Consider the following 26,491-nt stretch of genomic DNA (forward strand, 5'->3'; position numbering starts at 1 on the left):
TTGCTCTAATATGCAGCTCCTTGTCGGGGTGCCGACGGCGCTCCCCTGCCCGGGCAGCTTCGCGGGCTGAAACCCTGCCCGGCACCGACGACGGTGACCTGGGCGGGGCTTCCTGGCGCGGCGGCGGCCGTGCACACGATCTGTTCGACGGCCAGAGCGGACAGGTCGCCTGCCGGAGTGGACGGGTGCACCGCCAAGTGGCCGGCCGGCTCGGCCTTCACCGAGAACGGGGCGGCTTCGCGCGGGACGTCGCTGGTGAGTCCTTGCGCCCGCTCCCCCGGAGTGGGTCCGGCTGCCAGCAGCGCGAGCGTGTCCGCCGGGAACAGTGGACGCCGGCCGGCCGGCCGTGTCACCGCGCTGAGCCTGCCGTGCTTGACCAGGTAGAGGGTGATCGTCGGGGATGGTGCGACGGCTCCGCTCGGCGGCTCGCCGGCGGAGATGGCGTCGCTGGGTCGTACGCCGCAGCCGGTGACGGCGGCGAGCGACACGAGGCCGGCGGCGAGTGCGCGGTGTGCGAGCCTGGTCGTCACTCGGGGTCTCCGTCCGGGTCGTGTGTCCGGCGTGGCAGGCGCAGGGTGAAGAGGGCGCCGCCGTCGGGGGCGTTGGTGGCGGTGAGGTCGCCTTGGTGCAGGCGGGCGTTCTCGCGTGCGATGGCGAGGCCGAGGCCGCTGCCGTCGGATCTGGCTCTTGCCGCGTTGGCTTTGTAGAACCGGTCGAAGACGTGTGGCAGGGCGGTTTCGTCGAGTCCGGGTCCGTGGTCGCGGACGTGGAGGGTGATCCAGTGGTGGTCGGCGGTGAGGTGCACGGACACGGGTGGTTCGCCGTGTCGCAGGGCGTTGCCGACGAGGTTGGCGAGGATGACGTCGACTCGGCGTGGGTCGAGGCGTGCCGTCACGGCGGGTGGGAGTTCGGTGTGGACGGGTTGTGACCAGCCTCGGGCGCGCAGGGTGGCGTGTACGAGTTCGGCCATGTCGACTTCGTTGAGGGCGAGGGCGGCGACGCCGGAGTCGAATCGGCTGATTTCGATGAGGTCGTTGACCAGTTCGGTGAGGTTGAGGGTTTCCTGGCTGACCAGTTTGGCGGCTCGGCCGGCGGGTTCAGGAAGGTGGGATGCTTCTTCGTCGAGGATGTCGGCGACGGCGGTGAGTGCGGCCAGTGGGGTGCGTAGTTCGTGGGATACGTCGGCTACGAATCGGCGGGCGTCGGCTTCCATGTCGCGGAGTTGTTCGACGTGTCGTTCCAGTTCGGCGGCGGTGTTGTTGAAGGTGTGTGCGACGTCGGCGAGTTCGTCGGTGCCGCGGACGGTGATTCTGGTGCGCATGTCGCCTTGGCCGAGGAGGCGTGCGGCGTGGCCGAGTTCGCGTACGGGGCGGAGTACGCCGCGGGTGGCCAGGAGTGCGAGGAGGACGGCGAAGGCGAGGGCGGCTGCGCCGGTGAGCCAGGCGCGTGTGGCGAGGCGGTCGATGCTGCGTTGTTCGGACAGGAGGCTGCGTACGGTGTAGACCTCGATGCCGGACGTCCGGGTGGGCCGGTCTCCTTCGGTGATCAGCAGGGGCGAGCCGATGATGAGGAAGGGGGCGTCGTGCCATATGACGCGTTGCCAGGCGACGACGCCGTCGGCGACTGTTCGTCGCAGTTCTGGCGGGATCATGGCGGGGTCGAGGCGGCCGGGTGAGTGGGTTTCGTGGTAGAGGGCGATCGCGTTGCTGTTGTGGTCGGTCATGGTGTGGGCGATGTCGGTGAGTTCGGCCGGGCCTGGTGTGGGGGTTCGCAGCGGGTAGAGGGTTTCCAGGCGGTTTTTCATGGCTTGTACGGCGGCGTCCTGGGCGCGTTGCAGGATGGCGGTGCGGGCTTCGACGTACATTCCGCCGGCCACCACCGCCGCGGTGACCACGCACAGCAGGGCGAACGCCGACAGCAGCCGGGCGCGTAGCCCGAAGCTTGGCCGAGGTGTCACCTTTGGTTCACACCGGCCCGAATCGGTAGCCGAACCCGCGGACCGTCTGGATGTAGACGGGGGCGGCGGAGTCGTCCTCGATCTTGGCGCGCAGCCGCTGTACGCAGGCGTCGACGAGGCGTGAGTCGCCGAAGTATCCGTGTTCCCACACGGATTCCAGCAGTTGCTGGCGGCTGTGCACGCGGCCTGGTGCGGCGGACAGTTCGAGCAGCAGGCGCAGTTCGGTCGGGGCGAGGCTGAGGGGTGTGCCGCGTTTGGCGATCACGAGTCCGGCCCGGTCGATGGTCAGGTCGGCGTGCCGTTCGAGCTCTGCTTGATCCCGGCCGACGCGGCGGAGTACCGCGCGGATGCGTGCCTCGAGCACTCGGGGTTGTACTGGTTTGACGACGTAGTCGTCGGCGCCTGCCTCGAGGCCGGCGACCACGTCGATGTCGTCGCTTCGTGCGGTCAGCATGATGATGGGGATGTCGCCGGTGGCTCGGATGCGGCGGCAGACTTCGAATCCGTCGATGCCTGGCAGCATCAGGTCGAGCACGACGACGTCGGGAAGGTCGGTACGCAGGCGGTCCAGTCCTTGTTCGCCGGACTCCACTGCGCGTACCCGGTGCCCGTGGCGGGTGAGGGCCAGGTCGAGGCCCTCCCGTACGGCGGGGTCGTCCTCGATCAGCAACACCCGCGACACGCCGCCGAGTTTCACAGCTCGCTCCGTAACTCGTCCGCCGGTCAACGTCTTCCATTGTCGGCCGGTCGTGTCCTCGCTTCGTCGCCGCGATGTCATGGTCGTGTCACGGTCGCGCGGGCGGTGGCGGCCGTCGAGAAACGGTGACATGCGGCGGACAACGCACGCATATTCGGCGCCAATCGTAGTCGGCATGAACGAAGCACGCATCATCCCGCTTCGGCCCCGAGACCGGCTGTTCGCGCTGGTCACGATGGTGCTGGCGGTGCTGCTGTTGCCGGTGGCGTTCGTCCGCCGTCCTGGCCGTGCCCGGGAACTGGCCGGTGCTTGGGCGTTGGGCATGCGGTTCCCGGCCGAGGACCTCACGGGGCTCACGGAGGGCGCCAGGGCGGCGTTCACCGCGGCGCGTACGGAGGCGCTGTGGCGGCATGGCCAGCTCATCGGCCTGACGTCGGGATATCGCGATCCGGTTGTTCAGCAGCGGATGTTCGATGAGGAGGTGCGCCGCTGCGGCTCTGCGGTGTTGGCGCGGATGCTGGTGTTACCGCCGGCGGAGTCCTGCCATGTGCGGGGTGTGGCGCTGGACGTGCGTCCGTATGAAGGCGCGCGCTGGCTGGAGGAGCACGGTGCTCGCTACGACCTGTACCGCATGTACGACAACGAGTGGTGGCATTTCGAGTACCGCCCGGACCGCGGTGGCGTGCCACCGCGGCGACGGCCTCATCCGGGCGTGAGCTACGTGTTCGAGGACGGGGACCGGACGCGGCCCGGGTCCTCCGAGTGACGGGGTCGCTTTCGGTGAGTGACGACGGCGGGTTGCTGGGATGGCGTCTGCAGGCGGCGCGTGAGCGGGCGTTCGTGGGGCGGGAGGAGGAGGTGGCGGTTTTCCGGGCGGCGTTGTACGGCGGCGGCTGCGATGTGGTGTACGTGCACGGTCCTGGTGGTGCCGGGAAGTCGGCCTTGTTGCGGCGGTTCGCTCAGGAGGCGGTGGTGGCGGGGCGGCCGGTGTCCGTGGTGGACGGGCGCATGGTGGAGTCGTCCCCGGCGGCGTTCGAGGCGGCGGCCGGGCTGGTGCTTCGTGACGCGGACAGGGTGCTGCTGGTCGACGGGTTCGAACGCCTTCAGGGTCTGGAGGGGTGGCTGCGCGAGTGGTTCCTGCCGCGCGTGCCGGTGGGGGCGCTGGTGGTGATCGCGGGGCGGAACCCGCCGGATCTGCGGTGGCGGGTGGATCCGGGATGGGCGGGGGCGCTGGAGGTGCTGCCGCTGGGCGGCCTGCGGGCCGGGGACGCGCGGGCCTTGTTGGACTTTTCCGGGGTGCCGGCCGAGGTGCGCGAGCCGCTGCTGGCGTTCGCGGGTGGTCATCCGCTGGCGTTGTTGCTCGGTGCGGCGGCGGGGGTGAAGGCGGTGGCGGTGAAGGAAGGCGGGCGGTGGATGCCGCGTCAGGACGTGGTGGCGGCGTTGCTGGATCAACTGGTGGGTGAGGTGCCGTCGGTGGCGCATCGGCGTGCTCTGGAGGTCTGTGCGCATGCGTACGTGACGACGGAGGATCTGCTGCGGGCGGTGTTGCCGGAGGATGCCGGGACGTTGTTCCGGTGGTTGCGGGGGTTGCCGTTCGTGGAGTCGAACGGTCTCGGGTTGTTTCCGCTTGCTGTGGTGCGGGAGGTGGTGGAGGCGGATCTGCGGTGGCGGGACCCGGAGGGGTACGCGGTGATGCACGACCGGGTCCGTGCGCATCTGGCGGAGCGGGTGCGCACGGCGGGTGATGGGGACGTGGCGGGTGCGGTGGCGGCGCTGCTCTACCTGCATCGCGGCGATGGGGTGGCGGCCGGTTTCGGTGGCCGGCATGACGGGGGCGGGTTCCGGGAGGAGGCGGTGCGGGAGGAGGATGTCGGCACGTTGCTTCAGGTGGCCGAGGGTGCGGGGGCTGCGGGCTGGGTCGCTTTCTGGGCGGAGCGTCAGCTGGAGGCGTTCCGGTTGTACCGGCGGGTCGAGACCGGCGAGCCGGTGGCGTTTTCGGCGTGGTTGCGGTTGGCGGAAGTCGATGAGGAGGAGTTGCGGGCTGATCCGGTCGTGGCGATGGCGTGGGGGCATGCGCGGGCTGCCGCGCCGTTGCGGGCCGGTGAGCATGTGGGGGTCGGGCGGTTGTGGGTGGTTCCGTCGTATCGCGGGAGTTGGCCGGTGATGGAGGTGGTGCTGGGGCGGGTGGTCGGCGATTGTCTGCGGTCGGAGCGGCTGGCATGGTCGTTCATCGGGATGCGGCATCCGGACGACGCGTGGGTGGAGTTTTTGGGGCGGCGTTTGGGGATGCGTGACATCTCCGGGCGGCCAGGGCTGGGTGATGACGGGTACGCGGTGTTCGTTCATGATTGGCGCGCGGTGCCGGCGCGGGCGTGGCTGGACCGGCTGCCCGTCGCCGGGTCTGCCGGCGGTCCGGGTGCGACGGCGACGTTGGCGGTGTTGTCGCAGGCGGAGTTCGCCGACGCGGTTCGCCAGGCGTTGCGGCAGTTGCCGCGGCTGGACGTGCTGGCGGCTTCCCCGCTGACGCGCACCCGGCTGGTCGCCGAGCGGGCCGGGCAGAGCCCGGCCACGGCATTGGGTGACCTGCTCCGGCAGGCGATCGACGATCTGCGTGAGGATCCGCGGGCGGTCAAGTTCCATCGGGCGTTGTCCGTCACGTACCTGCGTGGCGCGCCCACGCAGGAGGTGGCCGCGGAGCGGCTCGGTCTTCCTTTCACCACCTATCGCCGCCATCTGGCGGCCGGTATCGAGCGGGTCTGCGCCGACCTGTGGCACCGGGAGTTGTACGGCGCGTCGGCGTAGCGGTCCGGCTGAGCCGCGGAGCACCGGCTCTATCGCGGTGGACGAACGTGACCGAGGGCGTGTCCGTCGGCGAGCGCGAGGCCGGCCGCCGCCTCCGCGTGCAGTCGAGCGCTCGGCAGCACGGGGATGGCGCCGTCCTTGTCGCTGATGAGCAGTTCGATCTCGGTGCAGCCGAGGATGACGCCTTCGGCGCCGTCGTCGGCGAGGTCGTCGATGATCTGGGCGTAGGCGTCCCTGGACGATTCCCGGAGGACTCCGCGCACCAGTTCGTCGAAGATCACGCGATGGACGCGTTCTCGCTGCTCGCGGCGCGGGATCACCACGTCGAGGCCGTGGGCGGCGAGCCGGTCCCGGTAGAAGTGCTGCTCCATGGTGAAGCGCGTGCCGAGCAGGCCGACCTTGCGCATGCCTCTGGCGCGGATCTCGGCGCCGACGGCGTCGGCGATGTGCAGCACGGGCACGTTCACGGCCCGCTCCACGTCGTCGCTCACCCGGCTGAAGGTGTTGCTGCAGACGAGCAGGAGGCCGGCGCCGAGCTCCTGGAGTTTCCTGCCCGCGTCGGTGAGCAACGTGCTCACCTCGTCCCAGCGGTCGGCGAAGATGAGGTTCTCGACGGTCGCGTAGTCGATTGACCAGATGAGGCTGTCGGCGGAGTGGCTGCCGCCGAGTCGCTCGCGTACCCGCTGGTTGATGATCTGGTAGTAGATCACCGTCGATTCCCAGCTCAATCCGCCGATGAGACCGATGGTGCGCATGGAGCTCCGTTTCGTCAGATGGTGATCGGAGGGAACGGACCGGCGTCGGCCAGCGCGCGGGCGCAGGCGCCGAGGCCGGTCTCGCTGGAGGCCTTGACGAACACCACGTCTCCCGGTTCCAGGAGCGCGGTGGCGAGCCTGAGGGCTGCGGTCACGTCGTCGGCGGTGTGCACGGCCACGCCGTGGCCCGCGGATCGCGCCGCCTGCGCCATCGCGTGCGGATCCCCCGCTCCGACCGTGATCAGCACGTCGTAGCGGAGGTCGGCGACGAGCCGGCCGATCTCGGCGTGCTGGGCGCGGGAGGCGTCCGCCTGCTGTCCCATCGCGCCGAGCACGGCGACGGTACGACGGGTGCCGGCCAGGGCCTTGGCCGCGCGCAGCCCGGCCCGCATGGATGCGGGGCTGGCGTTGTAGGCGTCGTCGACGACGGTGACGCCGTCGGGTCGTTCGACGATCTCCAGGCGGCCCGCGGAGCGGCGTCGTGCGGCGTTCAGCCCGTCGGCGATCTCGGCGACGTCCAGGCCGAGCGCGGTGGCGGCGGCGGCCGCGGCCAGGGCGTTGCTCACCTGGTGCTCGCCTATGAGGTCGAGCTGGACCGGGGCGCGGCCGGAGGGCGTCACCAGCGTGAACGCGGGTCGTGCGCGGTCGGTCAGGCGCACGTGTTCGGCTCGCACCTGTGCCTGCGCCGATCCGCCGTACAGCAGGATCCGGGCGTTCGTGCGGCCGGCCATGCCGATGACGTACGGGTCGTCGGCGTTGAGCAGGGCGTACCCGTCGGCCGGGAGCGCCTCGACCAGCTCGCCTTTGGCCTGGGCCACGTCGGCCGGCCCGCCTCCCATCCGCTCCACGTGGGCGGTGCCGACGTTGAGCACGAGCCCGATCCGGGGTGGTGCGAGCCCGGTCAGGTAGGTCAGGTCGCCCTTGCGGCCTGCGCCCATTTCGAGCACGAGGTAGCGGGTGGTGGCGTCGGCGCGCAGCACGGTGAGCGGCAGCCCGAGCTCGTTGTTGAACGACCGGTCGGTGGCGACCGTCGGGGCGTGTCGTTCGAGGACCTGGGCGAGCAGGTCCTTGGTCGTGGTCTTGCCCACGGAGCCGGTCAGGCCGATCACGGTCGGGCTGATGTGGTGGAGCAGGTGCCTGGCCAGCAGGCCGATCGCGCGCTGGACGTCGTCGACGACGAGGGCGGGCACGCCGACGGGCCGTGCGGCCAGCACGGCGACGGCGCCGTTCGCGACGGCGCCGGCCGCGTGGTCGTGGCCGTCGACGCGGGCGCCGATCGTCGCGGCGAACAGGCCGCCGGGCACCACTTCGCGGGAGTCGACCGCCGAGGGCGCCGTCACCAGCGCGTGCGGGTCGGGTACGTCGTGCGGGCTCGCGCCGACGGCCTGCGCGATCTCGTTCAGCGTCATGGGGATCATGAGCCGCTCCTGGCGAAGGCGAGGTCGATGAGGCGGCGCAGCAGGTCCGGGTACGGGACGCCGCTCGCGGCCCAGGCTCTGGCGTAGACGGAGCGGGCGGTGAAGCCGGGCATGGTGTTGATCTCCAGTACGTACAGGCGTCCGGTGTGCTCCTCGTGGAGGAAGTCGACCCGGGACAGGCCGTAGCCGCCGATGGCCCGGAAGGCGCGCAGGGACAGCTCGCGCACGTCCTCGGCCACCCGTTCCGGCAGTTCGGCGGGGATGGTGGCGATCTCGGCCTGGCTGAGGTATTTGGCCTCGTAGTCGAGCCAGTCGCCGGGCACGATGAGCTCGCCGGGGACGGAGGCGTCCGGGGTGTCGTGGTCGCCGAGCACGCCGCAGATGATCTCGCGTGCGGTCACGCCCTGCTCGATGACGACCACGCGGTCGTAGGTCAGCGCCAGTTCCACGCCGGCGCGCAGTTCCCGCATGGAGGTGACGCGTGAGATGCCGATGGAGGAGCCCAGGTTGGCCGGTTTGACGTACATCGGCCAGTCGAGCGACTTCACCAGATCAAAGTGGTCGGTGGTGGTGCGCCATTGGTGCTCGGTGAACCACGCATGCGGGGTGACCGGAATGTCCTCCGCGAGGAACGTGCGCCGCATCGCGACCTTGTTCATGGCCACGGCGGAGGCCATGACGCCGCAGCCCACGTACGGGATGCCGAGCGTCTCCAGGTGACCTTGGACGACGCCGTCCTCGCCGAACGGCCCGTGCAGGACGGGGAAGACCACGTCGGCCAGGTCGCGTCGCAGCTCCACCGGCCATCTGCCCTGCCGGTCGATGATGACGGGGACGGGCTCGTACAGGTCCCTCGGCAGGGCTTCGAGCACAGCCTGTGCCGACTGCAGCGACACCTCGTGCTCGGCGGACGGCCCACCCGCCAGCACGGCCACGCGTACGCGTTCAGCCACGATCGATCAGCCTTTCTCGGTGGCACGGAGACAGCACCGCCGGCGGCACGGTGTTTCCCGGTCGCCGGACCAGCCCGCCGAGTGTCGGCTGTTCGCCTGACCGGTTTCCAGGCCATTCGCCGTCCACTTCCTGGCCAAGGGTGGGGCATTCCTCTTGCGCCGAGGTGCCATCGGTGGGGGTCCAGAGGCGCTGAGTGCGGGATTGCATGGCGTGGCGGGTGGCGGGGGTCACGCGGGGTCGAGGGTGGTGGCGGGGGGCGGTTCGGGTTCATGAGGTTTTCCCGGGGCCGAACCTTTGCCTCAAACCAGGCGAAATAGGCCACGAGCTGTGGCATTTGCGTTGAAATGTCAGCAGCGGTGGAGATTTCGTGTCAGCATCGGTGACCATGGATGGGTCGTACGGGACTGCGGTGAAGGTCCGGGACATGTGGGATCTCCCCTGCCCTGGGCCGGGAGCCGCGGCGTGAGCCTCCTGTGACAGCCCCGCCCCGTCCCGCCAAGACCGCGCGTGCAGCCGGTGTCGTCCCCCTTGCCTGGAAAGAAGTTCCGCGTTGCGTATCTTGCTGCTCTGCTCGTCCTTCAACGGCCTGACCCAGCGTTCCTGGCTGGAGTTGCGCCGGGCCGGTCACGACGTGAGCGTCGAGCTGGCCGTGTCCGAGGAGGCCATGGTGGAGGCCGCCGAGCTGGCCAAGCCGGATCTGATCATCTGCCCGTTCCTGAAGGAGCGGGTGCCGGACGCGTTGTGGCGCACCCACCGTACGGTGATCATCCACCCGGGGCCGCCCGGTGACCGGGGGCCGTCGTCGCTGGACTGGGCGATCGTGGACGGCGAGCCGGAGTGGGGCGTGACGGCGCTGCAGGCGGTCGAGGAGATGGACGCGGGCCCCATCTGGGGTTACCGGCTGTTCCCGATGCCGCCCGAGCCGCCGCGCAAGTCGTCGTTGTACAACGGCCCGGTGGCCGACGCGGCGGTGGAACTGGTGGCGGAGGTGGCGGCCAAGGCGGGCGACGCGTCGTTCGTGCCGGTGCCGCTGGACTACCGCTCTCCCGAGGTGCGAGGGCGGCTGCGGCGGGCGATGCGGCACGCCGACCGCGAGTTCTCCTGGGCCGAGCCGAGCGAGCAGATCCTGCGGCGGGTGCGCGCGGCCGACGGCTCCCCCGGCGGCCGGACGGTGCTGGGCGAGCTGCCGGTGCGGGTGTTCGACGTCTACCGGGGGCCGGACCTGCCGGGCACGCCGGGCGCGGTGGCGGCGCGGCGTGAGGGCGCCGTGCTGGTGCACACCGGCGACGGCACGGTGTGGGTGGGTCACCTGCGCGTCGAGCGTGAGGGCGCGGTGAAGCTGCCGGCGGCGATGGCGCTGGGCGAGCTGGTGGCGGGCCTGCCGGAGCGGCCCGGCTACAGCGAGATCACCTACGACCGCAGCGTGGGCGTGGGCGTGGTGAGCTTCGACTTCTACAACGGGGCGATGTCGAGCGAGCAGTGCCGGCGGCTGGCCTCGGCGCTGCGGTACGCGGCCGCGCAGGACACGCGAGTGCTGGTGGTGCGCGGCGGTGAGACGTTCTCCAACGGCATCCACCTCAACGTGATCGAGGCCTCGCCGCAGCCGGAGCTGGAGGCGTGGACGAACATCAACGCGATCAACGCGGTGTGCCGGGAGATCCTCGACTGCACCGGCCAGCTGGTGGTGACGTCGATGGCGGGCAACGCCGGCGCTGGCGGCGTGATGATGGGGCTGGGCGCCGACCGGGTGATCGTGCGCGATTCGGTGGTGCTCAATCCGCACTACCGGACGATGGGGCTGTTCGGCAGCGAGTACTGGACGTACGTGCTGCCGCGCCGGGTGGGCGCCGAGCAGGCCTGGCGGCTGACGCAGGAGGCGCTGCCGATCGGCGCGGCGCAGGCGGTGGAGCTGGGACTGGCCGACAAGGCGGTGGCCGGGTCGCGGATGGAGTTCGAGCGGCGGGTGCTGGAGTACGCCGAGCGGCTGGCGGCCGATCCGGGCTACGATCGGCTGCTGGCGGCGCGGCGGCAGGCGCGGGAGGCCGACGAGCGGCGCAAGCCGCTGGACGCCTACCGGGCGGAGGAGCTGGCGGAGATGAGCCGCGACATGTTCGACGACCGCAACGGGTTCCGGCAGGCGCGGCAGGCGTTCGTGTACAAGGCGCCGGCGCAGGCGACGCCGGAGCATCTGGCACGGCATCGGGAGTGGTCCGGCGCGTCGGCCCCCTCGATCGCGGGTACATCTCATATGTGAGATAAGGTCTGCTGTTGTGGCAGATGACTATCTTGTGCGGATCGGCCGGCTGATCCGGGACGCCCGCCAGCATCGCGGGTGGACACAGCTTCAGCTGGCCGACGCTCTGGCGACGAGCCAGAGCGCGGTGAACCGGATCGAGCGCGGTAACCAGAACATCAGTCTTGAGATGATCGCCCGGATCGGTGAGGCGCTCGACAGCGAGATCGTCTCCCTGGGGTATGCCGGGCCGATGCATCTGCGGGTGGTGGGCGGCCGCCGGCTGTCGGGCAGCATCGACGTCAAGACGTCGAAGAACGCGTGCGTGGCGCTGCTGTGCGCGTCGCTGCTCAACTCCGGCCGGACGATCCTGCGCAAGGTGGCGCGGATCGAGGAGGTCTACCGGATCCTCGAGGTGCTGGCCTCGATCGGGGTGCGGGCGCGGTGGATCAACGAGGGCAGCGATCTGGAGATCGTGCCTCCGGCGCGGCTGGAGCTGGAGTCGATGGACACCGACGCCGCCCGCCGCACCCGCAGCGTGATCATGTTCCTGGGTCCGCTGATGCACCGCACGGAGCAGTTCCAGATCCCGTACGCGGGCGGCTGCGACCTCGGCACGCGTACGGTGCAGCCGCACATGTCGGCGCTGCGGCACTTCGGGCTCGACATCACCGCGACCGGCGGCTTCTACCACGCGCAGGTGGACCGCGGGGCGGCGCCGTCGCGGCCGATCGTGCTGACCGAGCGGGGCGACACGGTGACGGAGAACGCGCTGCTGGCCGCGGCCCGTCACGACGGGGTGACGGTGATCCGCAACGCCTCCTCCAACTACATGGTGCAGGACCTGTGCTTCTTCCTGGAGCAGCTCGGCGTCCGGGTGGAGGGCATCGGGACGACGACGCTGACGGTGCACGGGCAGCCGCACATCGAGCGTGACGTCGACTACTCCCCCTCCGAGGACCCGGTCGAGGCGATGAGCCTGCTGGCCGCCGCCGTGGTGACGTCGTCGGAGCTGACGATCTGCCGGGTGCCGGTGGAGTTCCTGGAGATCGAGCTGGCGGTGCTGGAGGAGATGGGTCTGGATCACGACCGGGGGCGGGAGTATCCGGCGGCCAACGGCCGCACCCGGCTGGTCGACCTGACGGTGCGGCCGTCGAAACTGATCTCCCCCATCGACAAGATCCACCCGATGCCGTTCCCGGGGCTGAACATCGACAACGTGCCGTTCTTCGCGGCAATCGCGGCCTCGGCTCAGGGTTCGACGCTGATTCACGACTGGGTCTACGACAACCGGGCCATCTACCTGACGGAGCTGACCCGGCTCGGGGCGTCGGTGAAGCTGCTGGACCCGCATCGGGTGCTGGTGGAGGGTCCGACGCGCTGGCGCAGCGCGGAGATGATGTGCCCGCCGGCGCTGCGCCCGGCGGTGGTGGTGCTGCTGGCGATGATGGCGGCCGAGGGCACGTCGGTGCTGCGCAACGTGTACGTGATCAACCGCGGTTACGAGGATCTCGCCGAACGGCTGAACGCGCTGGGCGCGCGTATCGAGACGTTCCGCGACATCTGATTTTTCTGTCGGTGCGGGCCGCTACCGTCGTCCTTGGATCTTCCGTGGGAGAAGGGGGTGGCGGGTGCGGCCTGCTGAGCTGGAGCGCATCACCGTGGCGCAGGCGGCCGACCGTTATGTGGAGCTGGTGCGGGCCAAGACGCTGACGGGCGCGCTGTCGCCGGCGACGGCGGAGGTGTACGCGCGTGACGTGGCGACGCTGGTGGAGCTGGCCGGCGACGGCACGGTGCTGGACGACCTGACCGGCGCCGACGTCGACGCGATCCTGGTGGCGTTCGCCCGCAAACCGGACGGGCGCCGGGCGGGCGGTACGGCGGGAGACTCGGCGGGGGCGGGGCAGTCGCCGTCGTCGCAGGCGCGGTTCCGCCGGTCGATCTCGGCGCTGTTCAAGCACGCGACGCTGGCCGGCTGGGTGCAGCTCAACCCGATGACCCGCTCGACGGTGACGGCCAGGCAGCGGGGCGGGCTGCGGCCGGAGCGGCGGGCGCTGACGCGTGAGCAGGCGCAGGGCCTGGTCGGAGCGGCGCGGGAGCTGCCGCAGGCGCCGCCGGAGCGGAGCAAGCGCCGCGACCAGCGCACCGAGCTGCGCGACGCGGTGATCGTGCTGCTGCTGACCACGATGGGGCCGCGGGTGTCGGAGCTGGTGCGGGCCAACGTGGAGGATTTCTTCACCAACGACGGGGTGCGCTACTGGCGGATCTTCGGCAAGGGCGGCCGCACGCGTGACGTGCCGCTGCCGGGCGACGTCGCCGAGGTGTTGCAGGCGTATCTGGAGCGGGGGCGGCCGCGGGTGGCCGACAAGGCGCTGCTGCTGTCGTGGCGGGGGCGGCGGCTGGCGCGCGGTGACGTGCAGGCGGTGATCGACCGGGTGCAGCGGCGGGTGCCGCCCGATCAGCGGCGCTCGGTGACGCCTCATGGGTTGCGCCATACGACGGCGACGCATCTGCTGGCCGACGCGGTCGACATGGACGCGGTGCGGCGGGTGCTGGGCCACAGTGACCTGTCGACGCTGGGCCGCTACCGCGACGAGCTGCCGGGCGAGCTGGAGGTGGCGATGCGCACGCACCCGCTGCTGCGCGAGCGGCCCGCGCCGGAGGGGTGAGCGGGCTCAGGTGAGCGGGCCGCGGCTGTAGGCGGCGGCCACGGCCGAGGCGCGGTCGCGGACGCCGAGTTTGGCGTAGATGTGCGCCAGGTGGGTTTTGACGGTGGTCTCGCTGACGAACATCGCGGCGGCCGTCTCCTTCGGCCCCCGCGATGAGCGGCCCCGCAGCGGCGGCGCGCCGCAGCACCGTCGTGTCCGCGTGGGACAGCAGCGAGCGGCGGCCCGCCCACACGCCCACGAGCGCGGCCGTGACCGCGCCCGTCATCCCCGAACGGGGTCATCATCCACTCCAGCTGCCGCAGCGCCGGCGCCGCCATCGGTCCGGCACGGCGAGCGACCACAGGTACGCCCGCTGCGTCGTACCGGACGGGCCGCCGTACACGAGCGCGGAGATCACCGCGACGGGGACGAGCCACGCCGCGGCGGTGGCGGGCAGCATTCGGCCCCGCACCCGCATCAGCCGGCACATCAGGAGCCCGAGCAGGCCGAGCACGTCGCCGGGGAACAGCAGCAGCCCGTGGGCGGCGCCGAACGCCAGCAGCCCCCGGCCGCGCCGCCTGAGCACCGCCCGGCCTTAGGCGTCGTCGCGCCGCCGGTTCCACATCTGCGCCATGCCGTAACCGAACAGGGCGGCGAACATCGGGTGGGCGCGGGCGTCCACGAACGGCTCACCGCGGACACCACCCGGTCGGCGAGGCCGTGCTCGATGACGTGCTGCCGGATGCTGTACGGCCGGCCGTACAGGAAGAGGGCGGAATTGGCGACGGCGATCAGCGCGAGCCTGACGCCTCGGGCCACATCGGGGGCGAGCAGGCGGTCGCGTTCGCCGACGCGGCTCAGTGTCACGGGTGGTCTCCCTGCCGCTCGATGGGTTCGCACCGAGCGTGCGGGGAGGCGGGCGGCCGGCGAAACCTGCGAAGGGTCCCATTCGGCGGCGGATGGACGATACACGGGCATCGCCCATCCGGGCAGACGCCTTGAGGAGCGTTACAGGGTGGGTGTCGGCGTGATGTGGTGGGCGAGCTGGTCGAGCGAGATGCCCAGCACGTCGGCGAGCGCGGCGATGGTGAAGAACGCGGGCGTGGCGATGCGGCCGGTCTCGATCTTGCGGAGGGTCTCGGCGGACATGCCGGCCGCGGCGGCGACCTCGACGATGCTGCGCTCGCCTCGGGCCCGGCGCAGCACCAGACCGAGTTGCTCGCCGCGGAGCCGCTCTTCGGGGGTCAGCGGAGGTCGCACCATGTCTTCACTCTATACCTGCGAATAGAAATACCGGCCCGGCCGATGCGTCCCCGTGGGCGGCGGGCCCATCCGGGGCAGAGGCACGCGCCGCCGGTGGTGTCCGGCACGATGCCGGCGATCCAGCGGGTGCCCTTGGCGGCGAGGGCCATGGGGCAGGGCCGTGCAGGGCCGTGGGGCAGGTGGCTACGCGTCGGCTCGAGCGTCGGCGCCGGAGGTGGTGAAGTAGGCGGCGCTCTCCGCGTCCGCCGGGTAGTACGACTCGATCGCGACCTCGTCCAGGGTGATGTCCGTCGGGGTGCCGAACGTGGTGGTGGTCGAGAACAGCCGCAGCTCTCGCCCGCCGAAGCGAAAGATCATCGGGATCACGACCTCGGACTCGATCGGGTGGATCACCTCCTCGGCGTGGGGCGCCAGCAGTTCCTCGTAGATCGCGGTGAGCTCGGGGTCGGCAGCGGTGGCAAGCTGCCGCGCGATCCGGGTACGCAGCAGCGAGCGGACCTCCGCCAGATTGACGAGGTGAGGGGCGAGCCCGCGTGGGTCCAGTCCCAGCCGCACCATGTTGATCGGCGGCCGCAGCAGGTCGGGGTCGACGCCGGTGAGGAACGCGTCGATGGCGCGATTGCTCATCACGATGTTCCACCGGCGATCGATGACCAGCGCCGGGTACGGCTCGTGCGCACGCAGCACCCGGGCGATCGCGTCCCGGACCGCCGGCAGCGCCTCCCCGTCGAGCGGCCGCTCGGCATAGCGGGGAGCGAAGCCGGCGGCGAGCAACAGCCGGTTGCGCTCACGCAACGGCACATCCAGCTGGTCGGCGAGCCGGAGGATCATGTCGGCACTCGGGTTGGACTTCCCGGTCTCCACCAGGCTGACGTGACGGGCCGAGACGTCGGCGGCGATCGCGAGATCCAGCTGGCTGAGCCGCCGGCGATGCCGCCACTGCCGCAACAGTTGCCCGACCGAGTCCATGACCGCTGACCTTACTCCTCCGCGAGCCGGACGCCATGACATGCCATGTCATCGACAACCCCCACGAACGGCGGGAACACTGCTGACCTGTGACTACGCACGACATGACCACAGACAACAAGAGCATCGTCCAGCGAGCGCTGACGGCACTGGTCGCGACCGGCGACGTCGATGCGCTCGCGCCACTGCTGAGCGACGACTTCGCCCACCACCGGCCGGACGCGACCTCGAAGACCAAGGCGGAATGGCTCGCCGCCGTAGGCGCCGCGCTCGTCCCGCTCGCCGGCATGCACGTCGAGATCCAGCACGTGCTGGCCGACGGCGATCACGTGGTGATGCACTCGAGACGCCGGCTGCCCGGTGCAGAGCCGGAAATCGCCGTCGTCGACATCTGGCGGCTCGACGACGGGCTGATCGCCGAGGCATGGGAGATCATCGAGCCGGTGAACCAGGCGGCCGCCAACCTGACGTGGTGGGAATCCGCTGATCATTGACCCGGCCACGAACCGGGAGCCGCTGCCGGGAAGGGCAGGGGCATCGAGGGACAGCCCGATGCCCCTGCCGTCCGGCCCGGCGATCCCACCGTCATGCCGGCCTTCGAGGCTGCCGCGGCAGGAGCGCCGGAGCCGTCCGAACCGGTGCGCGTCGATGTCGCCGGGATCGGCGAGCAGCCGGCGGAACCGTACCGGAGCAGGTCTTCGCCTCCGAGGCGGCGGCGCATCCGGGAGATCCGCGCGTGCGGGCGTACAGGCCCTCGGCGATCGGCTGGAACGGTCAGCCCTGGTGTCCGGCGGCGACGTCCACGACCCAGACGATGCCGTAGCGGTCTTGGAGCATCCCGTACAGGGGAGCCCACTGCGCGGCCGCGAGCGGCCGCACGATGCTCGCTCCGGCGCAGAGCTTCTCCCAGTACGCGGTGATCTCCTGTGTGCTCTCGCCGCGCAGGGAGACGAAGAACGAGTTCTCGCCCCGCTCCCACGGCATCCGCGCGGGCACGTCGTAGGCCATCACGCGGAAGCCGTTGCCGGCGACCACCTGGCCCCACATGACGTGGTCCGCCTCGGCGGGGTCGTGCACGTTCCCGGCGTCCTCGTAGGTGACGACGGCGAGGTCGCCGCCGAACACGGACCGGTAGAACTCCAGCGCCGCGCGGGCGTCGCCGCGGAAGTTCAGATGAGTCACGGACGTGACGGACATGGTCGGCTCCTGAGCGTCGATGATCGTCACCGGACGGCCGTCCGGCGCGGGACAACAGTCGCAGGGGAACAGGCCAGGAAGTGGCCGCTACTTGCGGCAGGATGGGGAGCATGCCGAAGACCTCAGCGCGACTGCTGGCGCTGCTCTCGCTGCTGCAGGCGCGCCGGGACTGGCCGGGCGCCCTGCTGGCCGAACGGCTGCGGGTCAGCCCGCGCACCGTGCGACGCGACGTCGACCGGCTGCGCGAGCTCGGCTATCCCATCGCGGCCTACAAAGGACCCGACGGCGGTTACCGGCTCCAGGCCGGCACGGAGCTGCCGCCGCTGCTGTTCGACGACGAGCAGGCCGTCGCCCTCGCCGTCGCGCTCCAGCTCGCCACCACCACCGGCGCCGGCATCGAGGAGGCCGCGGCACGCGCGCTGACCACCGTCCGGCAGGTCATGCCCGCACGGCTGCGCCACCGCATCGACACCCTCCACGTCACCGCCGTCGAACCGCGGGCGGCGGGCCCGCAGGCCGACAGCGGCGTGCTCATGACGCTCGGCGCCGCCGTGCACGCCCGCGAAGTGCTGCGCTTCGGCTACGCCCCCGAAGGGGAGGACGCCCCGCCGCGCCGGGCGGAGCCCCACCACCTCCTCACCTGGGGCGGACGCTGGTACCTCGTCGCCTGGGACCTCGACCGCGAGGACTGGCGCACCTTCCGCGCCGACCGGATCACCCCGCGCACCCCGGCAGGGCCCCGCTTCACCCCGCGCGAGCTGCCCGGCGGCGACGTGGCCGCCTTCGTGACCGGCAGGTTCCGCGGCTCCGACGGCTCGCCCGGCTGGCCCTGCCGCGGCGAGGTCGTCCTCGACCTGCCCGCCGCCGCCGTCTCCGCCTACACCCACGACGGAGTCGTCGAACCGCTCGGCCCCGGCCGGTGCCGGCTCGTTCTCGGCTCATGGTCGTGGACGGGCCTGGCCGCCGCCATCGGCAGGTTCGACGCCGCCATCGAGGTCGTCGGCCCGGCCGAGCTCAAGGCCGCCTTCGCCCGGCTGGCCCGCCGCTACGCCGACGCCGCGAACCCCTGACGGTCAACCGGGCAGGCGTCCCGCGACGTCGGGGGGACGCATCCCCCAGGTGGCGGCGCAGCGCCGCGAGAGCGGGATGGGCGCGAGCGCATGCGGGTAGAGCGGCGCCGGAGCCCGCAGGGCGATGCGGCGCAGGTCCTGGGAGGCCGGCCACACGTAGCGGTCGCGCGCCCCTCGCGGCGTCCGCGTCCGGGAGCGTGGCGACGTCCAGCTCGATGCCCGGGTGCGCGCCATGAAAGCCGTGCAGCGCCACCGCCGGCGCGATGCGCGGGTTCGGCACGTCGACGCGTGGCGCCCGGTCGTACGGAGGCGGCTCACGGGCGTGCGGCAGGAACGCGTCGAGGGTGAGCCGCACCCGGCGGGGCCGTGCGGGTGAACGCGACGATGCCGAGACCGCGCTCCAGCGGCCACGCGCTTGGACACGGCCCGCCGCGTGACCGACAGGTCGGCGGCTGGTACCGGCCGGTCAGCGATCAGTTGCGGACGGCGCCTGTCGGAGCGTAAACCGGTTGCGGCGCGCGAGAAGGGCGGCCGACCATCACACGGTGGACGAACACTTTTCCCGCGAGACGGCGGCGCCCGTGCCGCGGGCCGTCGCGTACGTGCGCGATCTGCTCGACGGTTTCGGCCCGGCGTGGGTGCTGTGCGGCGGGTGGGCCGCCGACGCGTGGCTCGGCCGGCAGACGCGCGATCACGGGGATGTCGACATCGCCGTCTTCCACCCCGACCAGCGCGCCATCGCCGAACACTTCCCCGGCTGGGCGCTGGTCGGTCACGACCCCAACGTGCCCGGCGACACCACCGAGCACTGGGACGGCCGGCACCTCGACCTGCCCGCCCACATCCACGTCCCCGAGCGCGGCAGCCCGCTGTCCACCTCGGCGGACTTGACGCACCCGGCCTTCGAGTTCGAGTTCCTGCTCAACGAGCGTTCCGGCGACGACTGGATCCTCAACCGTGAACACGGCATCGCCGTCCCGCTGCACCGTGGTGTCCGGCCGTCCCGCTGGGGGCTGCCGACGGCCGTCCCGGAAGTCGTGCTGTTCTTCAAAGCCGGGGGACACCTCACCGCCGCCGAGGCGCGGACCGCGAACGACGTGCTGCGGCCTCGCGACGAGCAGGACCTCTTCGCTCTCCTGCCGGCCCTGACCGCGGGCCGGCGCTCATGGCTGGCGCAGTCGCTCGGCACGGTGCGGCCCGAGCATCGGTGGCTGGCTCACCTCCGATCCTGAGCTCCCCGCAGCTCGGCGCCGAGCGCGTCGAGCCAGTCGCCGGTGCCCTGCCGCCGCCAGCTGGGATCCTCGCGTCCGTCGAGGAACGTCGCCTGCTCGGTGAGCGTGAGCAGCGTGCCGTCGTCGGCCGGGGCGAACTCGACCGTGGTCAGCGACACCGTGGCCAGGTCGTCGCCGCCGTACAGGCAGGAGGTGTAGACGATGCGGCTGCCGGCGACGATGTCGCGGTACCAGGACTCGAACGTCAGCGGCTTGCCGCTCTCGCCGGCGGGGCTGCGGTTGATCTCCCGGCCGCCGACGCGGAATTCCAGCTCGTGCCCGCCTCCGGGAGCGAACCAGCGGGCCTTGGTCTCCGGGTCGGCCCAGGCGGCGAACACCTTCGCGGGCTCGGCCGGGTAGGTGCGCTGGAGGGTGAAGGTGGCGTGGGTGACGGTCATGAGGTGGTTCCTTCCTGGTCGGCGGGCGGCCGCTGGGTGAGGAGGTCGTCGAGCCGGTCGAGGCGCTGCTCCCAGGAGGTGCGCTGGCCGGCGAGCCACTCCTCGGCCGCGCGCAACGTGCGCGGCTCGATCTGACAGGTACGGACCCTGCCGGTCTTCTCGGACGTGACCAGGCCGGCGCTCTCCAGCACGTGAAGGTGCTGCATCACCGCCGGCAGCGACATGTCCAGCGGCTCGGCCAGCCGGCTCACCGTGGCCGGTCCGCGCACCAGCCGCGCCACGATGGCCCGGCGGGTCTCGTCGGCCAGGGCGTGGAACGCCCGGTCCAACGACTCCGAATACTTAGTCACATGCTTAAGTATCCGGGCCCTCGCCGAGATAGTCAATCAGCTGCTTAAGTTTCGGGGACGCGAACCCACGCGCGGCACTACCTGTGTGGCTAATAGGTAGCGACATAGGGATTTGTCCCGTCCTTCGGCGGGGGCAGCACGGAGCATCCTGGAGTCGTACCGTCAACCTTTGGGGGAAGGAACGACGTGCACACCAAGCAGCGACATCCGCCCGGCCTCCAGCCGAAACCGCCCTGGCGGCCGCCGTCCTGGAACACGTTCCTGGCGATGAGCCACGGCCTCGCCGTACGCGCCGGATGGGCCGGGCACGGCCACGACGTCTCCTGGCTGCTGTCGGCACGGCCCTCCGCCGTGCCCACCGCCCGCAGGATGACCGCCGCCCGGCTGAACTCCTGGGGCCTGAGCGAGCACGCCGAGGCCGCCTCCCTGCTCGTGGCCGACCTGGTCGGCCAGGCTCTGGAACACGGCGCCGCCACCATCAGGCTCGCACTCGGCCTGACCGACGGATTCCTGCGCTGCGAAGTGGAGAACGCCGGCGCGCCCTCGACCCACGACCACCACCACGACACCCGGCCGGCGCCGCCGGCATGCTGCGGCGGCGTCGCCGGCGAGGTCGCCTGGTTCGAACTGCCCACCGGCACCGCACAGGCCCCGCCCTGACCGACAGGCACGTCGTGGCGGCCGGACCCGGCGGTCACCATCTCACCGGGCCGGTTCCGGCCGTCCCTCCCCCTCACCCCCGCCAAGACCTCCCCCGGGGCAGGCCGGCCTCAGGGCGGCTCCTCATCAGGAGACCGCCCGCCGGCCTGCCTTTCCTCCACCCCATCGCCCTCCCGCTTGCGCTGCCCCACCCACACCGCGATCTGCGCCCGCGAATTGAACCCCAGTTTGGTCAGAATGTGCTCGATATGCCCCTCCGCGGTCCGCTGCGCGATCACCAGCGACGCCGCGATCTCCTTGTTCGTCATCCCCTGAGCCACCAACCGGGCGATCTGCGCCTCCCGCCGCGTCAGCGGCCCATCACCCGGCCCCGCCCTGCTGCCGTCCGGAGCGGCCCGCCCCTCCCGCAGCGCGTACGCCACCGCCTCCGCACGCTCCATCCCCGCGCCACGCCGCACCGCCGCCTCGAACGCCACACCGCCCAGCGCCTCACGCGTACGCCGCTCACAGGCGTCGTGGTAACCGGCCAGATGCCCGTACCCGGACAACGCCGCCCCCACCATCCCCCACACACCACTCACCACGCCCAGCAGCCGCGCCGCCCGCTGGTACTCCCGGCGCGAAGCCGCGATCCACGCCAGCACCTCGATCGTCAGCGCCTCACCCAGCACATCGCCCATCGACCGGTTGTAGTCCAGGCCCGCCCGCTCCAGCTCCGTGGCCCGCTCCAGCTCGCCCTGCCGCCACAGCTCCACACCCAGCGCCGTCAGCGTGTACGCCTTGTGCCAGCGCTCACCGTACGCCTCACACACCGCCAGGCACTCCTGCGCCGCCGCCACCGCCGGAGCCGACTCCCCCAGGAACGAATGCGCCAGCGACAACCGCGTCAACGTCAGCGCCAACGCCACCGGATCACCCGAGACACGGTGCAGCTCCAGAGCCTGCCGGTAGCACACGATCGCCTCCCGCGGCCGGCCCTCGACCATGGCGGCCATCCCGCAGAACATCGTCACGAAACCCAGCAGCGACTCATCGCCCAGCCGCTCACCGATGCGGCGGCCCTCCCGCAGCATCGCGTGCGCGGCCGGCAGGTCCGCCTGCACCAGCGCCAACCACGCCGCCGCCCACAACGCCCGCCCGCGCTCGACCGGCGGGCCCGCACCGCTCGCCAGCGCCCGCTCCAGCCAGTGCCGGCCCTCAGCCAGGTAATAACTGGTGATCCAGTGATACAGCAGGTCGGCCGACATCACCACGCCGGCGCCGTACTGGCCCGGCGTCGCGAACGACCACTCCAGCGCCGCGCGCAGGTTCGCATGCTCGGCCTGCAACCGCCGGAACCACGCCAGCTGCGCCGGCCCGAACAACTTCTCCCGCGCCCGAGCCGCCAGCTCGCGGTAATAACCGGCGTGCCGGGCCCGCAACGCCTCCCGCCCGCCGGCGAAGGCCAGATGCTCCCAGCCGAAGGCCCGCAACGTGTCGAGCATCCGATACCGTACGCCGCCGTCCGCGTGGTCCTCGCGCAACAGCACGGACTTGTCCACCAGGCCGATCACCAGGTCGACGACCTCCTCGCGGGCGATCCCGTCCCCACAGCAGACCGCCTCCGCCGCCTCCAGATCCAAGCCGTCGGCGAACACCGACGCCCGCTGCCACAGCAGCCGTTCCTTGTCCGAACACAGGCCGTAACTCCAGTCGATCAGCGCCCGCAACGTCCGGTGCCGGGGCAGCACGGCCCTGGACCCCGCCGTCAGCAGGCGAAAACGGTCATCCAGCCGTTCCAGCAGCTGCCGCGGCGACAACGCCCGCAACCGCACCGCCGCCAGCTCGATCGCCAGCGGCAACCCGTCCAGGCGGCGCACGATCCTGCGCACCACCTCGCCGTTGTCCTCGGTGACGGCGAACGACGGCAGCACCGCCCGCGCCCGCTCGGCGAACAGCCGCACCGCCTCGTTCTGCGTCAGCTCCTCCACCGACGACGACTCATCCTCGCCCGGCAGCGACAGCGGCGGCACCGCCAGCGCCTGCTCCCCCGCGATGCCCAGCGCCTGCCGGCTGGTAGCCAGGATCCGCACCTCAGGCGCCGCCCGCAGCAACGTCTCCGCCAACACCGCGCACGCATCCAGCAGATGCTCGCAGTTGTCCAGAATGATCAGCGCCTGCTTGCCGCGCAGATGCTCGGCCACCACCGCCAGCCGCGGATCCGTCGTCTCGTCGCGGATCTCCAGCGCCTCGGCCACCGCGTGCGCCAGCGACGCCGGGCACGTCAGCGAGGCCAGCTCCACCAGCCACACCCCGTCGCGGAAGGCGCGCCGCATCTCATGACCGGCCCGCAACGCCAGCCGCGTCTTGCCCACCCCGCCCATGCCGGCCAGCGTCACCACCCTGGACGCGGCCAGCAGCTGCCTGACCTCGGCCACCTCGTGCCGACGCCCGACAAAACTGGTCACCTCGGCCGGGAGCCTGTCGTTGTGGCGCCCCCGGGAGGCGTTGGTCGTCCCCGCTGTCATCGTGTCTCGTACGACAAGGCCGGCGGGTCACCATGAGCGCCGTCACCCCGACGTAGGCACCCAGAGTATGCGCAGGTCACGGCCCGTGGGGATGCCGGTCAAGAAGCCACGGCGATATTTGGACAGCGCATGACGCGGCGGCGGCCACACCTTGACCAGCCCGCCGCCGAACCTTGACCGTCCGCCCCTACCCGAAAGCCGCAGCCCGTTCACACGGCCCGCCGGACAGCGGCATCTCGAACCACACGACCTTGCCCCACCGGGTGGACGAACTGCCCCACGCCGCCGACAGCTCCTCCACCAGCGCCAGCCCGCGCCAGCCCTCGTCGTCCTCGGCGGCCGCGTGCCGCACCGGCAGCTGCTGCGAGCCGTCACCGACCTCGCAGCGCAACACCCCGTCGACCACCCACAGCGTCAGCAGCACCAGCCCCGCCGCGTGCCGCACCGCGTTCGTCACCAGTTCACTGGCCAGCAGCTCGGCCACATCGCACGCCTGGTTCCAGCCCCACACCAGCAACTGACCGCGCACCAGATGACGCGCCCACGTCACCGACACCGGCCACGGCGGCAACGTCCACGTCGCCCCCGCCACCGAGCAGGCCTCCGGCTGCTGCCCGTCGGCGCCCTGCGCCGTCGTGGTGCTCCGGCACGTGTCCTGGCGCGCCTGCGGAGGGCGCCTGTCGCGGTCTCCGTCGTCCATGGACAGGCGGGCAGGCTGATCATGGCACATGCTGATCGTCCTCGCTGGTCGGCGGATATCGCTTCACCACCGTCAGCCTGCCCGTAACCACACCACAGAAAGAGGACAAAAATCCCCATACGGGTACCTAATTTCCACTACCCAGGACACACCGGCTGCCGCAGCACCGTCCGCGGCCGAGGATCCGTGAACGGCGTCAGATAAACCTCACGATGCGGCCCGTTCACCACCAGACCACGCGCCGCCATGAACTTCCTCCATCACCCTCAACGACACATGCTCCTCGCTGTACGGCCCCTCATGCACCACCTCCACACACTCCCCTCCGTGAACACCGACACCCGCACCCGATCCACCACACCCCCACCCGCGCCCGATCCAGCGACCACGCCTCCGGCTGCCCCGCCAGCGGCAGCAGCACATGCCACCGCCCTCCCGTGGCACCTCCAACGCCGGACCGTCCCTCCGCCCACCACAACCCCTCTAACGGCTCCGACGGACCACCCATCCCCGCCGCCACCGCATACAGCGCCCCGATCACCGCCACATGCTGCGCCCCGCCAGGCTCACCCGACCCCGTCGAACTGCCCGATCGGCAGCAACTCCTCATCCACGCACCCCAGCATGAGCCCCTCCCCCAAGGGGAGAGTCCAGCTTGACCCTCACCCAACGTCACCCGGCACAGTGGAGCCCATGAGCCTCTCCGTCGGACAGGTCGCCCGCCTCGCCGGCGTCACCGTACGCACCCTGCACCACTACGACGAGATCGGCCTGCTCACCCCCGGCGAACGCACCCACGCCGGCTACCGCCGCTACACCGACGCCGACCTCATCCGCCTGCAGCACATCCTCCTCTACCGCGAACTCGGCTTCCCCCTCGACGAGATCGCCGTCATCCTCGACCACCCCCACACCGACGAACTCACCCACCTGCGCCGCCAGCACGAACTCCTCACCCGCCAAGCCGAACGCCTCCACCAGGTCATCGCCGCCGTCGAACGCGCCCTCCAAGCCCGCACCACCGACATCACCCTCACCCCCGCCGAACGCTTCGACATCTTCGGCCGGTTCCGCCCGGAAGACCACGAACCCGAAGTCGAACGCCGCTGGGGACACACCCCCGAACACGCCGAAAGCCGCCGCCGCGTCGCCTCCTACACCAAAGCCGACTGGCTCAAGATCAAAGCCGAAACCTCAGCGCTCAACGACGACCTCGCCGCCGCCTGCCAAGCCGGCCTGCCACCCGACAGCCCCCACGCCATGGACCTCGCCGAACGCCACCGCGGCCACATCACCCGCTGGTTCTACGACTGCGGCCACGACCTCCACCGATGCCTCGGCGACCTGTACGTCCAAGACCCCCGCTTCACCGCCGTCCACGACGCCGTCACCCCCGGCCTCGCCGCCTACCTCCGCCACGCCATCCACGCCAACGCCCGCCGCCACACCCCCTGACCCCACTACATGCCCTTGCAGGCATATAACCAGAGCGGTATATTCGCGGCCATGCCCTTCGACGTCCTCGCCGAACCCACCCGCCGCCGCATCCTCGACCTCCTCCTCCAACGCCCCCACCAAGTCACCGAACTCACCCACCACCTCGGCCTCACCCAACCCGGCACCAGCAAACACCTGCGCATCCTCCGCCAAGCCGGACTCGTCACCGTCCGCAAGGACGCCCAACGCCGCTGGTACGAACTCCGCCCCCAACCCCTCGCCGAAATCGACGCCTGGCTCACCCCCTACCGCCGACTCTGGAACACCACCCTCGACCGCCTCGAACACCACCTCGACACCATGGAGGACGACCGATGAACGAAACCCTCACCCTCCACCCCGACGGCCGCACCACCCTGACCATGCAACGCCGCCTGCCCCACCCACCCGAAAAGGTCTGGCGCGCCATCACCGAGCCCGAACACCTCGCCGCCTGGTTCCCCACCACCGTCACCATCGACGGCGACCGCGTCACCTACGGCTTCGGCCCCGACGGCCGCGTCACCGACCACGACCCACCCCACCTGTTCGCCCACACCTGGGACGACGACCACCTGCGCTGGGAACTCCAACCCGACGACCAAGGCGGCACCCTGCTCACCTTCACCCACACCTTCACCGACCGACACGGCGCCGCCAGCTTCGCCGCCGGCTGGCACACCTGCATCCGCGCCATGCACGCCCATCTCGACGGACGCGACACCCACCAGCCCGCCGAACACGACCCCGCCGAATCCCGCCGCCTCCACGAGGACTACATCGACATCCTCGGCCTGCCCTCCGCCACCGTCCACGACAGCGGAGTCCGCGTCGAACGCCAGCTCACCCGCCCCGCCGACGAGGTCTGGCGGCTCCTCGACGGCGACCGCGCCACCCCGGGCGACCCCCCGCCCGCCCCGTTCACCATCCCCGGCCTGACACCCGGCGCCGTCACCCGCGCCGAACCGGCCAAACTCCTGGAGTACGACGTGCCCGCCGGCACCGTCCGCTGGGAGCTCGCCCAGGGCACCGGCCAGGGGCCACGCCTGATCATCACGCACACGGGCGACACCGCCACCCTCGCCGCCTGGCGCGTCCACGTCGAAGCGCTGGCGGCTTCTCTCGTTGCTTGAGGGTGTTTCTGTTTGGGCGCGGATCGCGCCCAA

28 protein-coding genes are annotated in these 26,491 nt (G+C 71.3%); 12 read left to right on the top strand and 16 right to left on the bottom strand.

Annotation, left to right across the window (positions count from 1 at the left end):
* Nucleotides 1-5: 5 nt before the first annotated feature.
* From ACIBP6_RS08055 to ACIBP6_RS08065, 3 genes are read right to left on the bottom strand one after another with little or no spacing between them, the layout of a single operon-like run.
* A complete protein-coding gene (locus ACIBP6_RS08055; RefSeq protein ID WP_397049960.1) occupies nucleotides 6-530 on the bottom strand; it encodes a hypothetical protein in 525 nt (174 codons plus the stop codon).
* Entirely contained in the window at nucleotides 527-1,957 is a 1,431-nt protein-coding gene (locus tag ACIBP6_RS08060; protein WP_397049962.1) for an ATP-binding protein, read from the bottom strand. The genes ACIBP6_RS08055 and ACIBP6_RS08060 overlap by 4 nt, the downstream gene beginning before the upstream one ends.
* Nucleotides 1,958-1,964: 7 nt before the next feature.
* On the bottom strand, nucleotides 1,965-2,639 hold the full coding sequence (locus tag ACIBP6_RS08065) for a response regulator (protein WP_397051485.1): 675 nt from the start codon (nucleotides 2,637-2,639) through the stop codon (nucleotides 1,965-1,967).
* 190 nt (nucleotides 2,640-2,829) lie between these two features.
* Between ACIBP6_RS08065 and vanY-N the strand changes: the two genes are divergently transcribed.
* Together vanY-N and ACIBP6_RS08075 are read left to right on the top strand one after the other, a co-directional pair.
* The gene (vanY-N, locus tag ACIBP6_RS08070) at nucleotides 2,830-3,420 is read left to right on the top strand and encodes a D,D-peptidase/D,D-carboxypeptidase VanY-N (RefSeq protein WP_397049963.1); all 591 of its coding nucleotides are present in this window, start codon (nucleotides 2,830-2,832) and stop codon (nucleotides 3,418-3,420) included.
* A gap of 14 nt (nucleotides 3,421-3,434) precedes the next feature.
* The gene (locus tag ACIBP6_RS08075; protein ID WP_397049965.1) at nucleotides 3,435-5,456 is read left to right on the top strand and encodes an AAA family ATPase; all 2,022 of its coding nucleotides are present in this window, start codon (nucleotides 3,435-3,437) and stop codon (nucleotides 5,454-5,456) included.
* A 29-nt stretch (nucleotides 5,457-5,485) separates the two neighbouring features.
* Here the strand turns inward: ACIBP6_RS08075 and ACIBP6_RS08080 are convergent, their stop codons facing one another.
* Genes ACIBP6_RS08080 through ACIBP6_RS08090 form a run of 3 tightly spaced genes read right to left on the bottom strand, consistent with a single transcriptional unit; the run spans nucleotide 5,486 to nucleotide 8,582 of the window.
* Nucleotides 5,486-6,211 carry an aspartate/glutamate racemase family protein gene (locus ACIBP6_RS08080; protein WP_397049967.1) on the bottom strand — a complete coding sequence of 242 codons (726 nt, stop codon included), beginning with the start codon at nucleotides 6,209-6,211 and terminating at the stop codon, nucleotides 5,486-5,488.
* A gap of 14 nt (nucleotides 6,212-6,225) precedes the next feature.
* Complete coding sequence (locus ACIBP6_RS08085) at nucleotides 6,226-7,629, bottom strand: UDP-N-acetylmuramoyl-tripeptide--D-alanyl-D-alanine ligase (RefSeq protein ID WP_397049968.1); 1,404 nt, start codon at nucleotides 7,627-7,629, stop codon at nucleotides 6,226-6,228.
* Complete coding sequence (locus ACIBP6_RS08090) at nucleotides 7,626-8,582, bottom strand: D-alanine--D-alanine ligase family protein (RefSeq protein ID WP_397049970.1); 957 nt, start codon at nucleotides 8,580-8,582, stop codon at nucleotides 7,626-7,628. Before ACIBP6_RS08090 ends, ACIBP6_RS08085 begins: the two co-directional genes overlap by 4 nt.
* A 551-nt stretch (nucleotides 8,583-9,133) precedes the next feature.
* Here ACIBP6_RS08090 and ACIBP6_RS08095 point away from each other — a divergent pair.
* The 3 genes from ACIBP6_RS08095 to ACIBP6_RS08105 all read left to right on the top strand — a co-directional run bounded on the left by ACIBP6_RS08095 (nucleotide 9,134) and on the right by ACIBP6_RS08105 (nucleotide 13,485).
* Complete coding sequence (locus tag ACIBP6_RS08095) at nucleotides 9,134-10,837, top strand: enoyl-CoA hydratase-related protein (protein WP_397049972.1); 1,704 nt, start codon at nucleotides 9,134-9,136, stop codon at nucleotides 10,835-10,837.
* Between the two features lie 16 nt (nucleotides 10,838-10,853).
* Complete coding sequence (locus ACIBP6_RS08100; RefSeq protein ID WP_397049974.1) at nucleotides 10,854-12,383, top strand: helix-turn-helix domain-containing protein; 1,530 nt, start codon at nucleotides 10,854-10,856, stop codon at nucleotides 12,381-12,383.
* Between the two features lie 64 nt (nucleotides 12,384-12,447).
* Nucleotides 12,448-13,485, top strand: a complete 1,038-nt coding sequence (locus ACIBP6_RS08105; protein ID WP_397049976.1) for a tyrosine-type recombinase/integrase — start codon at nucleotides 12,448-12,450, stop codon at nucleotides 13,483-13,485.
* A gap of 6 nt (nucleotides 13,486-13,491) precedes the next feature.
* Here ACIBP6_RS08105 and ACIBP6_RS08110 read toward each other — a convergent pair whose 3' ends face one another.
* The 4 genes from ACIBP6_RS08110 to ACIBP6_RS08125 all read right to left on the bottom strand — a co-directional run bounded on the left by ACIBP6_RS08110 (nucleotide 13,492) and on the right by ACIBP6_RS08125 (nucleotide 15,696).
* Complete coding sequence (locus ACIBP6_RS08110; RefSeq protein WP_397049978.1) at nucleotides 13,492-13,608, bottom strand: response regulator transcription factor; 117 nt, start codon at nucleotides 13,606-13,608, stop codon at nucleotides 13,492-13,494.
* Between the two features lie 157 nt (nucleotides 13,609-13,765).
* Nucleotides 13,766-14,050 carry a hypothetical protein gene (locus ACIBP6_RS08115; RefSeq protein WP_397049980.1) on the bottom strand — a complete coding sequence of 95 codons (285 nt, stop codon included), beginning with the start codon at nucleotides 14,048-14,050 and terminating at the stop codon, nucleotides 13,766-13,768.
* 422 nt (nucleotides 14,051-14,472) lie between these two features.
* On the bottom strand, nucleotides 14,473-14,727 hold the full coding sequence (locus tag ACIBP6_RS08120) for a helix-turn-helix domain-containing protein (RefSeq protein WP_397049981.1): 255 nt from the start codon (nucleotides 14,725-14,727) through the stop codon (nucleotides 14,473-14,475).
* 183 nt (nucleotides 14,728-14,910) lie between these two features.
* Complete coding sequence (locus ACIBP6_RS08125; protein ID WP_397049983.1) at nucleotides 14,911-15,696, bottom strand: helix-turn-helix domain-containing protein; 786 nt, start codon at nucleotides 15,694-15,696, stop codon at nucleotides 14,911-14,913.
* Between the two features lie 104 nt (nucleotides 15,697-15,800).
* Here ACIBP6_RS08125 and ACIBP6_RS08130 point away from each other — a divergent pair, with 104 nt between their 5' ends.
* Nucleotides 15,801-16,190, top strand: coding sequence for a nuclear transport factor 2 family protein (locus ACIBP6_RS08130; RefSeq protein WP_397049985.1), 390 nt, complete (start codon nucleotides 15,801-15,803; stop codon nucleotides 16,188-16,190).
* Between the two features lie 280 nt (nucleotides 16,191-16,470).
* Here ACIBP6_RS08130 and ACIBP6_RS08135 read toward each other — a convergent pair whose 3' ends face one another.
* Nucleotides 16,471-16,893 (bottom strand): VOC family protein, encoded by a 423-nt coding sequence (locus ACIBP6_RS08135; RefSeq protein WP_397049987.1) that lies wholly within the window; start codon nucleotides 16,891-16,893, stop codon nucleotides 16,471-16,473.
* A 110-nt stretch (nucleotides 16,894-17,003) separates the two neighbouring features.
* Here ACIBP6_RS08135 and ACIBP6_RS08140 point away from each other — a divergent pair, with 110 nt between their 5' ends.
* The gene (locus ACIBP6_RS08140; protein ID WP_397049989.1) at nucleotides 17,004-17,963 is read left to right on the top strand and encodes a helix-turn-helix transcriptional regulator; all 960 of its coding nucleotides are present in this window, start codon (nucleotides 17,004-17,006) and stop codon (nucleotides 17,961-17,963) included.
* Nucleotides 17,964-17,966: 3 nt separating this feature from the next.
* Here the strand turns inward: ACIBP6_RS08140 and ACIBP6_RS08145 are convergent, their stop codons facing one another.
* On the bottom strand, nucleotides 17,967-18,197 hold the full coding sequence (locus ACIBP6_RS08145) for a hypothetical protein (RefSeq protein WP_397049990.1): 231 nt from the start codon (nucleotides 18,195-18,197) through the stop codon (nucleotides 17,967-17,969).
* A gap of 311 nt (nucleotides 18,198-18,508) precedes the next feature.
* Here ACIBP6_RS08145 and ACIBP6_RS08150 point away from each other — a divergent pair, with 311 nt between their 5' ends.
* Nucleotides 18,509-19,195 (top strand): nucleotidyltransferase domain-containing protein, encoded by a 687-nt coding sequence (locus tag ACIBP6_RS08150; RefSeq protein ID WP_397049992.1) that lies wholly within the window; start codon nucleotides 18,509-18,511, stop codon nucleotides 19,193-19,195.
* On the opposite strand, the gene ACIBP6_RS08155 is transcribed toward ACIBP6_RS08150, so the two are convergent.
* A complete protein-coding gene (locus tag ACIBP6_RS08155; RefSeq protein WP_397049994.1) occupies nucleotides 19,180-19,632 on the bottom strand; it encodes an SRPBCC family protein in 453 nt (150 codons plus the stop codon). The genes ACIBP6_RS08150 and ACIBP6_RS08155 overlap by 16 nt on opposite strands.
* The gene (locus ACIBP6_RS08160; RefSeq protein ID WP_397049996.1) at nucleotides 19,629-19,982 is read right to left on the bottom strand and encodes an ArsR/SmtB family transcription factor; all 354 of its coding nucleotides are present in this window, start codon (nucleotides 19,980-19,982) and stop codon (nucleotides 19,629-19,631) included. The genes ACIBP6_RS08155 and ACIBP6_RS08160 overlap by 4 nt, the downstream gene beginning before the upstream one ends.
* Before the next feature lie 186 nt (nucleotides 19,983-20,168).
* Here ACIBP6_RS08160 and ACIBP6_RS08165 point away from each other — a divergent pair, with 186 nt between their 5' ends.
* Nucleotides 20,169-20,642 carry a hypothetical protein gene (locus ACIBP6_RS08165; protein ID WP_397049997.1) on the top strand — a complete coding sequence of 158 codons (474 nt, stop codon included), beginning with the start codon at nucleotides 20,169-20,171 and terminating at the stop codon, nucleotides 20,640-20,642.
* Between the two features lie 110 nt (nucleotides 20,643-20,752).
* On the opposite strand, the gene ACIBP6_RS08170 is transcribed toward ACIBP6_RS08165, so the two are convergent.
* Entirely contained in the window at nucleotides 20,753-23,149 is a 2,397-nt protein-coding gene (locus ACIBP6_RS08170; protein ID WP_397049999.1) for an ATP-binding protein, read from the bottom strand.
* A 187-nt stretch (nucleotides 23,150-23,336) separates the two neighbouring features.
* The gene (locus tag ACIBP6_RS08175; RefSeq protein WP_397050001.1) at nucleotides 23,337-23,879 is read right to left on the bottom strand and encodes an ATP-binding protein; all 543 of its coding nucleotides are present in this window, start codon (nucleotides 23,877-23,879) and stop codon (nucleotides 23,337-23,339) included.
* Between the two features lie 663 nt (nucleotides 23,880-24,542).
* Between ACIBP6_RS08175 and ACIBP6_RS08180 the strand changes: the two genes are divergently transcribed.
* From ACIBP6_RS08180 to ACIBP6_RS08190, 3 genes are read left to right on the top strand one after another with little or no spacing between them, the layout of a single operon-like run.
* Nucleotides 24,543-25,304 carry a MerR family transcriptional regulator gene (locus ACIBP6_RS08180; protein ID WP_397050002.1) on the top strand — a complete coding sequence of 254 codons (762 nt, stop codon included), beginning with the start codon at nucleotides 24,543-24,545 and terminating at the stop codon, nucleotides 25,302-25,304.
* A 51-nt stretch (nucleotides 25,305-25,355) separates the two neighbouring features.
* Nucleotides 25,356-25,664 (top strand): ArsR/SmtB family transcription factor, encoded by a 309-nt coding sequence (locus ACIBP6_RS08185; RefSeq protein ID WP_132623954.1) that lies wholly within the window; start codon nucleotides 25,356-25,358, stop codon nucleotides 25,662-25,664.
* Nucleotides 25,661-26,458: an SRPBCC domain-containing protein gene (locus ACIBP6_RS08190; protein WP_397050004.1), complete on the top strand. Its 798-nt coding sequence runs from the start codon at nucleotides 25,661-25,663 to the stop codon at nucleotides 26,456-26,458. Before ACIBP6_RS08185 ends, ACIBP6_RS08190 begins: the two co-directional genes overlap by 4 nt.
* Nucleotides 26,459-26,491: the final 33 nt, after the last annotated feature.

This window comes from Nonomuraea terrae, from assembly GCF_044465245.1.
Taxonomy (GTDB): domain Bacteria; phylum Actinomycetota; class Actinomycetes; order Streptosporangiales; family Streptosporangiaceae; genus Nonomuraea; species Nonomuraea terrae.